This is a genomic window from Microcoleus sp. PH2017_12_PCY_D_A (assembly GCF_020738565.1).
In the GTDB taxonomy this organism is placed as follows: domain Bacteria; phylum Cyanobacteriota; class Cyanobacteriia; order Cyanobacteriales; family Microcoleaceae; genus Microcoleus.
Genome location: NZ_JAEQCI010000012.1, coordinates 115,293 through 127,271, shown reverse-complemented (window position 1 = coordinate 127,271; position 11,979 = coordinate 115,293). Strand labels below are relative to the sequence as shown.

The window sequence follows — 11,979 nt, the reverse complement described above, 5'->3', positions numbered from 1 at the left end:
AGGGAGGTGATGTTACTTGCGCCCTCAGAAACCCGGTTTCTTGATATATTTCTGGTTTTTAGTCGCAAATTTTGCTCAGAAACCGGGTTTCTTGTCCCCCTTCGTAAGAAATGTTAATGTCATGTGCTTGACAATTTATACAAAATCTTCAATCTTCAATCTTCAATCTAAAAAATCTAAAAAATCTAAAAAATCTAAAAAATCTAAAATCTAAAATCTAAAATCTAAAATAAAATTCCCTCCCCCGCCCTTGGGCTAATAAAAATCTGATTTCTGGCGGGCTTTCCCAAATAGGCTAAGATCGCTGCAAACCGAGATTTATTTACCAAAGGGAGAGAGAGGGTGCGATCGGGAAGACAAGTTTTAAATTAAATCAAGTCCGCCCAAGTTGTCCGACTTCAAAGAGGCAGTTTAGCCTTTCCAGTCTTTCTCAGATTGTTCGAGCACGTAGGTTGCTACATCCTCGATTTGGTCGGGCTTCAAGCGGCCGCCGAAAGCAGGCATAGCATTTTTGCCCTTAGTTACCTGAGTCGTAATAGCTTCGATAGAATTCATGCCATACTTCTCAAGAGCGCCCTTTTTCAAGGTTTTCATTGCCATAACGACGTTGCCGCCACCGATGTGACAAGCAGAACAGTTGTTACTGAAGATTTTAGATCCTTTAACAGCATCTCCAGCCAGAGCAGGGCTGCCGAAGCCGAAGGTGAAAATTGTGAACGCTAACAGGGCGATCGATAAGAGTCTTTTCAACGCAGTTCTCCTCTAATGGACACAAAGGGTGATTCTTTAGTTATTTTACCTGTTTTAACAGGTGCGATCGCGATTACACCCACGATTGCTTTCTCCCGAGTAATTTACCACTTTTTGGCAGTGGCAGTTCAACTCTCAAAATTATCCACGCCCCAGCCCGGAGCTTTCTGAGCCGCCCGGATCACAAAAGCAGCCAAATTTTCAACCTCAGCCTGCGGCATCCAGCTTTCGGGTACTTGGCGGCACCAAAAAGTTTCCTCACTGCCGTCATAAGTCATCGGCTCTCTCAGATACGACACCAAACCATTGATGTTGCTGCGGGGAGGCGTTGCCCCCTGGAGATCTGCCAAAGACAGAGATATCATCGGATCGGGCAAAGTTGCTCCTCCGACGTGGCAATTCATGCAATTTTGCTCGAACAACACCTTGCCGACAGACAAATCTTGAGCTGAAAACAACCGAGTGTTTCCCTCAGCGTCCAATTCCAGTGCTACAGGTTCCCTGGCTTGTAAATATCTATTCACGTAAGAATCGCCAGCAGCCAAAACAGGTTGGGGAGCCAGCAGCACGAGCGGCAAAATAATTAACATCCCCAACAGAAAGCAGAGAAAAACACCACGATGCAGCATAAGGGCGTAGAAAAGTCAATAATTTACTAACATTTGCTCGCACAATCCAATTTTGTTTTTGCGCTCTGACTTTCGTCAGCATCAACCAGTCCACAAGCTCAAGTCAGCGAGTGCGACTGGGGAGAATCAATCAACCAGAGGTAAATTTGAGATTTCAGATTTTCGATAGAAAAACGGCGAGCCAGCAATCCTTGCCAAATCCCAGCCCCTCTCAATCCAAAATCCAAAATCTCAAATTTCAAATTGATTAGCGAGCGCCTTTGCCACCAGCCCACTGGCGGGAGATAATTTTCGGCTGCAACAGAATGTGACCGGCAATCGCGTACAAATCTTCATCGGAGAGATTTCTCATCTCAGCGAAAATATCGGCACTCTTCATGCTCGGATGCAGTTCCGAAATTTCTTGAAACCCGTCATAAGTCGTGGGATTTTTCATATAGTCCACCAGCGACTCAATATTATTGCGGGGCGGGTTGGCCAAAGCCAGAGTTTCGGGACTCAAATTGAGGTTCGGGTCAGTTTTTGTCATGCCGGAAGCGTGACATTGAGCGCAAGTGTTTTGGAACTGGCGTTTGCCTTGCTGGACTTGTTTGAGGCTCAGCACTACGGGAGTGCCTTTGTCATTTAAAGGTACAGTGCGAAGTTCAGCACTCAGTTCGACAGCCATCGCGCTGCTGACAAATAACTGAAATGTCAAGAAGACAGCGGTCAGAGCAATGAAATATCTTTTAAGCATGGTTCTCCTTAAAAAAATCCGGCAAATTATTGAACGCTAAGAGAGTATAGCTGGCAAACAGATTTCTGTTCAAAATTCCTTTCTTTGGCGCCAACTGGCGAAAGTTTGTGCAGCCATACCTTTAAAGGTAGAGGAATTTTGCGATCGATCTAATCTGCAATTTGTTTTGAGTCGCGCCTTTTTTCGAGAGCGGACATAATTGCCTTAACATCTTCCAAAGCCAAACGGGTTTGAGGGTGTTTGTAGGCAATTTCCAGCTCATCACACAAGCGGAGCACGTCTTCAACAGGGACGTTGAAGTCTTCTGCTATTTCTGCGATGGACAGGTCTGCAAAACCCATAATTTTCAGGTCGCTGACGGATCAGAATTGAGTTGACGGCTGTTGAATGAAAGCTGGACAATTTAACAAAGCGCTGTTAGCTGTCATCTGATAGTTTGTTCTGAGATTTTGTGCGATCGCCAGCTAACTAATCACTAATTAACACTAAGCATTTTTGCTCAGCCAAGCTTCACACTCCATCAACTTCCAACCAATATCATCCCATTGCCGCGTCTTTATTATCAATAGGACTTGGGCGCGCGGGGCAAAAAACCCCGTATCTGCGTGCATATCTCGCTACCAAACTTCATGTTTTTCGTAGAAACCACGGTTTTTGGGGAATTCCTCTGACATTTTCGTCTTTGGCGGACTCACCAACAGACGGGGCGATTTTCCATTTTTCGATTTGAGATTTACTCCACAGGTGTCTTATGGGGCTTGAACTTTGGTCGAAAATTTTGATCGGTTCGCCACAGGAGTCATCCGGCGCAGCAGCTTAGGGAGAAAGCTTGAAAGCGTGAGTCGGTGTCGCCACAGCGTGGTGGCTTTCGGTAGCATCGTGGGCGGGGAATTCCGAGTCTGCCAAGAAAGGCTGGGGCTGGTGGAGGCTGATGAGTCCAGCCAGAGTTTTCTTTAATTGAGTTCGGGGTACGATCAAGTCTACAAAACCGTGGGCGAAGGAGTATTCGGAAGTTTGATAATTTTCCGGCAGCTTTTCGCGCAGAGTTTGCTCGATTACCCTGCCGCCCGTAAAGGCTACAGTAGCTTTTGGCTCTGCAATTATAATGTCTCCTAACATGGCAAAACTAGCGGTGACGCCGCCGGTGGTCGGGTGGGTCAAAATTGGGATGTAAAGCAGTCTCGCTTCCCGGTGGCGCTCTAGAGCCCCGGAAATTTTAGCCATTTGCATCAGGCTGAGCATTCCTTCCTGCATTCTCGCACCGCCGGAAGCGCAAACAATGAGTACGGGTAAGCGTTCCCGGGTGGCGTGTTCGATGAGGCGAGTCAGTTTTTCTCCGACAACTGAGCCCATGCTGCCGCCGATGAACTGAAATTCCATGACTCCGAGGGCGACTGGCAAATTTTCGATTTTGCCGGTGCCTGTTTCTACGGCGTCTAGGTGGCCTGTTTTTTCTTGAAATTCTCGGAGTCGATCGCTATATTTTTTGCGATCGCGAAATTTCAGCGGATCTGTGGCGTGGAGTCCTGCGTTAATGGGCATCCAGGTATTGGGGTCAATCAACTGCTCGATGCGATCGTCGCTGTAAACTCTGATATGATGCCCGCATTCCAAGCAAACCATTTGATTTGCTCGCAGGTCTTTGGTATAGCTCAGGGCATCGCAAGCTTCGCATTTATGCCAAAGTCCGTCCGCAATTTCTCGTTCCGGCCGTTCTTGGGAGTTCGGTACTGATTTTCGTCGATTTGCAAACCAATCAAATAGAGACATTAAAACTTGGGAATTGGTAATTGGTAGTTGGTAATTGGGAATTGGTAATTGGGAATTGGTAATTGTTAGTGGTTAGTTGTCAATTGCCATTTGTCATAATATCAAGTCCGCACTACAGGGGAATTATACTATAAACTGCCCGATCGCGCCGAATAACTACGAACGCCTCGATCGGCTCGGTGAGATACTCGCGCTGCACTCTGAAGGTTATTATTCCGATGATCGTCTCAAAGATATCAATTATCTACTATTGACTATCTACTATTGACTAATATTCGATCGCGGGGGGATCGCTAATGACTACCCTTCGACTTCGCTCGCGGACTCTTCTGAGGTTGGACTAATGACTGTTGACTGATGTTCGCGAGTTGTTGCTTGCTCGGACTTCTGACTAATAACTGATGACTAATGACTAATGACTATTGACTATTGACTAATGACTAATGACTATTGACTATTGACTAATGACTAATAACTCTTATTCTGGCTCATCTTCAACAGGACTGATGAGCAGCGACGCAGTGCGCTGGTGTTGGGGAAGAACTTGCAAAGCTGTTGCACTTCCAGCCCCAAAATAAGATGCTATGCCCAAGTCTACAATTCGAGCCGGGATTTGATGAGCCGCCAGGAGCTGCTGCATTAATTCGGCTTCCCAACGAAAGCTAGTGGTTTTGAGTGTAATCCAAGACACGGGATAATTTTACCAATTTGTCAACTACCCATCATCAAGCGGGGTACCGCTATGATGTGGGCTTGTATCTGAACTCCACCGCAATTCCGAAAACCTAGATAGAATCTCAGCTTTAGTTTCACTGCCCGATACATTAGGGGATGCTGACAAGCTCCCCGTACTCATCCAGTCTTGCCGGACAAGCAACGCTCTCATTGCAATGTTTTGTGCACCAACCAAATCAGCGTGTAACTCATGACCACAGCATTCACAGCGAAACAATAGCCCTTTGTTAGGTCTATTAGCATCCGAAGTATGTCCACATTTAGGACAACTCTTCGATGTATAATGCGCCGGAACTTTAGTTGCTAACGAACCATTTAGATTGGCTTTGTAGTCAATATAGCCGTGCAATTCGGCAAAAGACCATTTCGCCTTATTTCTATTAGCTCTACGCTGCTTCTTGCTAGCCTTTTTCCCAGATTTAGACTTAGTTCTATCCCTAATTCCGGTCAAGTTTTATAGTCCAATCAGGCTGTTAGGCTTGGCAATTTCCTTGCTAATTTGGTGGTTCACGTCAGCGATAAACCGTCTTTCTCTTCCTGACAAAGCGATTAGTCTGCGCTTGGCCGAACGAGTGCCTTTACGCTGAAGAGTTGGTCTGGCTTTGTGATAACGGTTGGCTTTGTGTCTCGGGTCTTTTCCTGAGTAGAATTTCGACTTATTTTGTAAGTCTGTTTCTACTGCTAAGTAGCGCATACCCACATCAATACCAGAAACTCTGGTTATTTTTAGTGGGTTAATTTCAGGTACTTCTACTTCAATACTTACCATTAAGTAGTAAGTCTTAGAAGAACGCTGATAGACGATTTTAGCTGCCCCAATCTTGGCACCATTGGCAATCAAATCTAGATGCTTGTTGTAGCCATCATACGGGACTACTATTCTACCTTGCAGCGTGATAATACTCACTTGCTGTTCGGCTTTAAAAGAGTAGTCCCGCTGATAATTTAAGGTACAGGTTCGAGAAATGTATTTAGGGGGTTTGTCCAACCCTTTGTACCGTCTCTTGGTATAACCTTTGGCAATAGCATCGTTAGATTGTTTTACCTTAGTCCAAAGAGTTTTGTAGGTTCCAGACACTTGTCTGGGTACGTTGCAAGCCATCTGAGCACCGAGTCCAAAACGAACTCGCAACTCGTTGTAGACGGCTTTTTGCAACTTCAAACCGTTACTGGTTTTACCCGTATCAAAAGCGACTTGTGAAGTATAGTTCAAAGCATCTCGGTAGGCTAAAGCAATCTGAGACACCAAAGCTTTTTGCTCGGCATTCAGGTTGAGTTTTAACTTGGCGGTGATTATTTGAGGCATTACTTTCACTAACTCTGAAAATATTGTATCTCGTGAATACGGCAAAAGCAAGTGGTGTGGCAGAAATAATTTGTACAGCGAGTCGACCGCCCCGAACCCTCCGATTTCTAAAGCTACCGATTTGGTTTGGGGCGGATCTCTTCACTCACGCGCATTCATCCCGACGCTCACCTGGAAGTAGAGCGCGGGACTCCTGCTGATTTAGTTGAACTGATCTTATGTTCGATCGCGCTTTGTAACGGCACATCGCCAACCCTAATTCGGGAAAAACAACTGCAAGTAAATAGATAAGATCGGTTCGCCCCAGAGAGCTGTAACGGCTGCACCGAAAGCGAGAAACGGGCCGAAGGGCATGGGTTGACGCCGATCGAGCAATCCGATCGCGATCGCTCCGCCACCAGCCAAAGCCCCGGCTAAACAAGCGATAAAGCCCGCTAGCAGCAAGAGTTTCCAGCCCAGCCAAGCTCCCATCAAGGCGGCTAATTTGGTATCTCCCATCCCCATAGCAGTTTGCCCGAAGCCGATCGATCCTGCAAGTCCGATCGCGTCAAACAACCACAATCCGACAACCGATCCCAAAATTCCGTCTAGTACCAGATAGTGCACGGAGTCGATCGGGCTAAATGTTGGCCACCAACCTTTGGCGATTTGGAAAACCAATCCGAGCACCAAGCCCGATCGAGTCAAAGAATTAGGCAAAGTCATTGTATCGCAGTCAATCAAAGACAAAGCCAACAGCCAGCTAAACAAAGTCCACAACCCCAAAGTTTGCACGCTCACTCCAAACCGCCAATAGATCAGCAAAAACAGCAAACCCATAGCTGCTTCCACCAGGGGATAGCGGGCAGAAATCGGGCTGTGACAGTGATTGCAGCGTCCCCGCAGCCACAGCCAACCGAATACGGGTATATTTTCGTAAGTTCTGAGTTGATTTAAACATTTGGGACAGCGGGAAGGAGGATGTATTACCGACAAACTCGCAGGCAACCGATAGATTACCACATTCAGAAAGCTGCCGATCGCTGAGCCGATCGTAAAGACGATGACTGTGACTAGGGTATTAAAGATTGTTTCCATTAAGTTGGCGGTACGACTGTTGAAAGTCGGGATTTATTAGTTGTTATTTGTTAGATTTTGTCCTGTAAATTACCCATCATATTTGTAGTGATTAATCCAAATTTTCTGATTTTTATGCGGACTAAAGTCCTCACTACTAACCTGATTTTTATGCGGACTAAAGTCCTCACTACTAACCTGATTTTTATGCTTTTATGCGGACTAAAGTCCTCACTACTAACCTGATTTTTATGCGGACTAAAGTCCTCACTACTAACCTGATTTTTATGCGGACTAAAGTCCTCACTACGAACCATTTTTTCCAATTGTGCGATGTGTTTTAATTTGAATTTGTTACTAATTACAATCACTAATCACCAACTGTCAATTACCAACTGTCAACTGTCAACTGTCAACTGTCAACTGACTAATACATTTGCGATTCAATTTCGTCAAAAGTAACAAAACGTTCACCGGGCAATAAAACGGGCTGCAAAGCAAAAATTAGCTGACCTCGATCGCTTCCTTGGCTGACAACTACACCGGCCGGGCGCTGCATCTGATCGGAATGCACTTTCAGATACATACTATATGCCGATCGAGCAGCTCGGATCGAATTGGGAGCTAGCAAGCTGTGACGATCGCAAATTTCTATGCTGGGTTCTGGGTTACGCTGGTATCGGGTCACTGGAAACTTATGATAATGGTATAGGTCTAGCTATTGGTTTTGGCTCTGTTATCGATCGAACTTACCTTATTTTTAAGAATAGACTTAGGTGGAAATTAATAGAGTGAACTACCCACCGTCAAACGAGTATGCTATGACGGGGGCTTCCAACTTCAACCGGAATAGCATCCAGTAAGGCCGAAGCCTTACCAGGTTGACTTACATTCCGTCCATTGGCAGCAGCACTAGTTCCTAATGCCAAAATCCGCAAGGCTTCATCCCTAATATTCTTTGCCGCATTGATGTCTCTATCGTTACGACTATGACATTTAGGGCAATCCCAATGACGCGCGTTTAAGGGCATTTCCGATACTTTGTGAAGACAATTATTGCAAGTCTTAGAGCTGGGGAAAAAACGATCTATCTCAATGTAGGTCTTTCCTAGTATCTGGGCTTTGTACTTAAGCATTGTTCCAAACATACCCCATCCAGCATCGCTAATAGCTTTTGCTAAACAATGGTTACGTACCATGCCTTTGACCTTGAGATTTTCTACTGCAATGACTTGGTTTTTGTCTACTATCTTGCGGGATAGTTTGTGCAGAAAATCCTCACGTACTCTTTTGATTCTCGAATGAACTCTGGCAACTAATCGTTTAGCCTTATATCTGGTATTACTCCCTTTCTCTTTACGGCTTAGTTTCTGCTGTTTTCGCTTCAGATTGCGGCGATGTTTCTTGAGATGTTTAGGATTTGTATACTTGCTACCATCACTGGTTACAACAAAGTCAATCAATCCAACATCTAAACCGATAGCTCTACCATTAGCATCACTTTTAGGTGTTTCTAGTCCATCATCAATCAAGATTGAAACATAGTATTTTCCGTCAGTATTTTGGGAAATAGTAACGGTTTTGACAGTGCCCTCTAGTGTTCGATGAATCCGGCAATGCACCTCGCCAATGATTGGTAATTTGATGAAGCTATCTCCTACTTTGACATTCTGAGGATAACTAATAGACTGTCTGCCATGCTTCGATTTGAAGCTAGGAAAACCACCGCGTTTATCAAAAAAGTTTTTGTAAGAAGTTGATAGATTCAGTGCGACTACTTGAAGTGATTGAGAATAAGCATTGGTCAACCAGGGATATTCCTTTTTGAGATTTGGGAGTAATCCTTGAATTGCACTTCTGCTCAGTCCTTTACCAGTATCTTTGTAGGTTTGCTGACACAGATTCAAGCTATAATTCCAGAACCAACGACAACAACCGAAAGCACCCGCAAAATACGTTTGCTGCTCGGCTGTTGGATAGATTCGGAATTTGTAAGCTTGGTACATTATCGGTTATCGGCATTTGTGATAATATTGTATCAAGGATATCAAGAAAATACAAGGAATTTGTACGGCGAACTCATGCGCTACTCATTTACTGCTGGCTGCACCTCACATCACGCGCAAGCGGCGCAATCGTCTTCTCACGAGCCGCCCGTCCCACCACTAAGATGAGTACACCTATAGCGGGGGAATTCCCGTCTGCCCAGTTAACCTACAATCCTCCCTTGGCTGCGATCGAACTGCGACTGCGAGATCTCCTTTCGTCTGAACTCTACGCTGGTGCGTGGGTAGATCCGTCCCCCACGACGTTAATGGGGGTTTTCGAGCACCTGCGAACTCTCCGCTACATCCTTCACGACTACGTGCCCAGGCCCGTATCCGAATCTCCGTCTAACCCAGGAGAGGTGCGCTACCAATGGCAAACAGGCACTTTGCTATTCACCGATTTAGCTGGGTTTACGTCGCTTTTGGAAGCAAACGCAGCCCAGGGGCGCAAGGGCGCTGAAACGCTTTTGGGGGTGATTAACGACTATTTTGCCTCAATGATTGAAATCGTCAGCAAGTCGGGGGGAGATTTGCTGGAGTTTACAGGAGATGCGCTGCTGGTGCAGTTTCTGGGAGGGATCGATCGAGAGGAGGATACAGCTAGGGCGGTGCGGGCGGGTTTGCGGATGCAGCGGGCGATGGCTAATTTTGCCAATATTGAAACGGCGCGGGGTGTTTTGTCTTTGAGGATGCGGGTGGGTATCCATTGCGGGCGCTACATTAGTGCTGATATCGGTACGCCGCTGCGGATGGCTCACGTACTGCTGGGGCATTCAGTCCAGCAAGCCAAGCAGGCTGAGGGTTCTGGGGCTGTGGGGCGGGTGTGTTTGACTGAAACTGCTAGTTCGTCTTTGGGGGAGCAATTTCGTTTTGAACCCGGGAAATCGGGTTATTTGTTGGTGGCGGACGATTTCACGGACGATCGGCTCGGAGAGTACGATATTACTTTGACTGGGCGGCGGATGCCAAGTTCGATATTGCTCGATCGCACGGTATCGGGTTTGGTGAGCGAAATCGAGGAAGCCGTGAAACGGGTTGAACCCCTTGCTAGTTATATTCCCAAAAGCATCTTGAGACTGCTGGTGGAAAATGCCGACAGGCGGAAAATCCCGCCGGATTTTCCCGAACCGACGGTGATGTTTGTCAACTTGATCGGTTTACCGGAGTTGGTGGACAAAGCAACGCCAGCCGAGGAAGCTAATCTGGTACTGGGCTGTTCTCGGGTGTTTGCGCTAATTGATGCTGTGGTGTCCGCGAAAGGGGGCGTGCTGCAAAAAGTAACGGCGCATTTGGATGGTTCGGATATACTGATTTATTTTGGCGTCCCGGACGTTCATACCGACGATCCGAGTCGGGCGGCGAGTGCGGCGATCGCGATCCGGGATCTGATTGCCAGTTTACCTGCGATCGCGATCGGCGGTGAAAATGTGAAAGTAAGCTGTCAAATTGGGCTGTCTCGGGGCCCTGTGTTTGCTGCTGAGGTTGGGGAACCGCGAGGGCGCAGGGAGTTTAATGTCCTCGGCGATACGGTGAATACGGCTGCTAGGCTGATGAGCAAGGCGGGGGAAAATGAAATTTTGATTGGCGAAAGGGTGTTTGAGTCGATCGGGCTAAACTTCGATTGCGAGGCTTTGGGAGCTGTTTCTCTGAAGGGCAAATCTGCACTGACTCCGGCTTTTGTGTTGCACGGTTCCAAGGTGGAGAGGGGAAAAGGCAGCGTTTAAATAAATTTTAAGACCTAGGCAAGTTATATTATTCGCTACTCGCACAGACTAAACTCCGATCGATATTTCACCGTTCCGCTGCAATCCTGCAAAGCTCCTCTTTCTAACTCCAACACCATAAAAGCTTCATCAGGTACATCATATTCGCCTTCCAACATTTTGCTACTAGCAGGAACGAACCCGAAACGCGAATAGAAATCAGGAGATCCCAGCACAACTACTGCCTGAAAGTGCGATCGGGCGCACTGTTTTAAACCCTCGCGGATCAGCAGCGAGCCGATACCTTGCCGCTGATAGTTTGGTAAAACTGCGACTGGCGCCAAACCCAGAATTGACAAAGTGCTAGAACATTTTCCTGCGATGACAACCGGACTGAAGAAAATGTGTCCGACTACTCGATCCGATTGTACGGCAACCAAGGAAAATGTAGATGCAATTCCCCGCAGGCGATCGACTAAGTTTGCCTCATTTTCTCGCCCGAATGCCACAAAATTGACATTGCGAACAGTTGCTACATCTTCTGGCTTTTCAGTACGGATATCCATAGCTAATACCAAGAGTGACAAATCAATGCAACGATATTGGTAGGGTGTGGATTCATCGAGAGTATCCAAGAAAGAGGCGAAAAATCTATCGAGCGACGCACCATCGACAATATTTTAGAAAACAAACTCAACATCAATTATTGTAGCAAGGATGTTTTAAATTGGTATAAGTCCTGTGAATGCTACACTCGAATATAGCTTTGGTTGCCCTCTGCTGATAAAATATTTAACCGTTGATTTCTCAAGTCCGGTTCTAAACCCAAATCTTCGAGGGGAATTAAGCCTAGTAAAGGTTCTTCTCCTGCGGGAAGTTCTACACAATCATACCTGCCTTCCCGGCCAGCTACGGCAATACTGACATCTTTGAACAGACGAAATTGTCTGGCTCCTATTGCTGTATTTCCTTGGATTTCACCAACTAGGGTTAAACCTAACTGACTGATAATATCTGCTGGCAAACAGAGTCGAGTTGCTCCTGTATCGACTAAGACGTTATCGATGGTGATAGAGCGTATTTGCTCTGGGGGGATGAACCCTCTTTCTCCCAGGATTTCATCAATGTGATTGGTGACGGTTATTGTTGCGGTAACTCTGCCCATTTTTTTATCCTTTTGTTTTGCTATAGAATGTTTTCGTTGACTTTTGAGAGAAAAAGATACAACCTAGGGTGCATATTCTAT

At 46.2% G+C, this 11,979-nt stretch carries 14 protein-coding genes; 1 reads left to right on the top strand and 13 read right to left on the bottom strand.

Translation table 11 applies throughout. The features are described 5' to 3' along the window. Positions 1-411: 411 nt before the first annotated feature. The 11 genes from petJ to JGK39_RS02005 form a co-directional block, all read right to left on the bottom strand. Complete coding sequence (gene petJ, locus JGK39_RS02055) at positions 412-750, bottom strand: cytochrome c6 PetJ (RefSeq protein ID WP_293186205.1); 339 nt, start codon at positions 748-750, stop codon at positions 412-414. A gap of 128 nt (positions 751-878) precedes the next feature. Further along, complete coding sequence (gene psbV2, locus JGK39_RS02050) at positions 879-1,379, bottom strand: photosystem II cytochrome PsbV2 (protein WP_293247232.1); 501 nt, start codon at positions 1,377-1,379, stop codon at positions 879-881. Positions 1,380-1,626: 247 nt separating this feature from the next. Next, positions 1,627-2,115, bottom strand: a complete 489-nt coding sequence (psbV, locus tag JGK39_RS02045) for a photosystem II cytochrome c-550 (RefSeq protein WP_293247229.1) — start codon at positions 2,113-2,115, stop codon at positions 1,627-1,629. Between the two features lie 149 nt (positions 2,116-2,264). Further along, on the bottom strand, positions 2,265-2,456 hold the full coding sequence (locus tag JGK39_RS02040; RefSeq protein WP_293247226.1) for a translation initiation factor IF-2: 192 nt from the start codon (positions 2,454-2,456) through the stop codon (positions 2,265-2,267). A gap of 475 nt (positions 2,457-2,931) precedes the next feature. Next, positions 2,932-3,885, bottom strand: coding sequence for an acetyl-CoA carboxylase, carboxyltransferase subunit beta (accD, locus tag JGK39_RS02035; RefSeq protein WP_293247223.1), 954 nt, complete (start codon positions 3,883-3,885; stop codon positions 2,932-2,934). A gap of 478 nt (positions 3,886-4,363) precedes the next feature. Further along, positions 4,364-4,576 carry a hypothetical protein gene (locus tag JGK39_RS02030; RefSeq protein ID WP_293186213.1) on the bottom strand — a complete coding sequence of 71 codons (213 nt, stop codon included), beginning with the start codon at positions 4,574-4,576 and terminating at the stop codon, positions 4,364-4,366. A 24-nt stretch (positions 4,577-4,600) separates the two neighbouring features. After that, complete coding sequence (locus JGK39_RS02025; RefSeq protein ID WP_293295598.1) at positions 4,601-4,969, bottom strand: zinc ribbon domain-containing protein; 369 nt, start codon at positions 4,967-4,969, stop codon at positions 4,601-4,603. Between the two features lie 105 nt (positions 4,970-5,074). Continuing rightward, the gene (locus JGK39_RS02020; RefSeq protein WP_293295596.1) at positions 5,075-5,926 is read right to left on the bottom strand and encodes a transposase; all 852 of its coding nucleotides are present in this window, start codon (positions 5,924-5,926) and stop codon (positions 5,075-5,077) included. Positions 5,927-6,181: 255 nt separating this feature from the next. Next, positions 6,182-7,003 (bottom strand): A24 family peptidase, encoded by an 822-nt coding sequence (locus JGK39_RS02015; RefSeq protein ID WP_293247217.1) that lies wholly within the window; start codon positions 7,001-7,003, stop codon positions 6,182-6,184. 406 nt (positions 7,004-7,409) lie between these two features. Further along, positions 7,410-7,670: a hypothetical protein gene (locus JGK39_RS02010; protein WP_293247214.1), complete on the bottom strand. Its 261-nt coding sequence runs from the start codon at positions 7,668-7,670 to the stop codon at positions 7,410-7,412. A gap of 118 nt (positions 7,671-7,788) precedes the next feature. Continuing rightward, positions 7,789-8,988: an RNA-guided endonuclease TnpB family protein gene (locus tag JGK39_RS02005; protein ID WP_293247211.1), complete on the bottom strand. Its 1,200-nt coding sequence runs from the start codon at positions 8,986-8,988 to the stop codon at positions 7,789-7,791. A gap of 164 nt (positions 8,989-9,152) precedes the next feature. Between JGK39_RS02005 and JGK39_RS02000 the strand changes: the two genes are divergently transcribed. Further along, positions 9,153-10,754: an adenylate/guanylate cyclase domain-containing protein gene (locus JGK39_RS02000; RefSeq protein WP_293247208.1), complete on the top strand. Its 1,602-nt coding sequence runs from the start codon at positions 9,153-9,155 to the stop codon at positions 10,752-10,754. A 35-nt stretch (positions 10,755-10,789) separates the two neighbouring features. Here JGK39_RS02000 and JGK39_RS01995 read toward each other — a convergent pair whose 3' ends face one another. Further along, positions 10,790-11,299, bottom strand: coding sequence for an N-acetyltransferase (locus tag JGK39_RS01995; protein WP_293295594.1), 510 nt, complete (start codon positions 11,297-11,299; stop codon positions 10,790-10,792). A 182-nt stretch (positions 11,300-11,481) separates the two neighbouring features. After that, entirely contained in the window at positions 11,482-11,898 is a 417-nt protein-coding gene (locus JGK39_RS01990) for an aspartyl protease family protein (RefSeq protein ID WP_293295592.1), read from the bottom strand. Positions 11,899-11,979 lie beyond the last annotated feature (81 nt).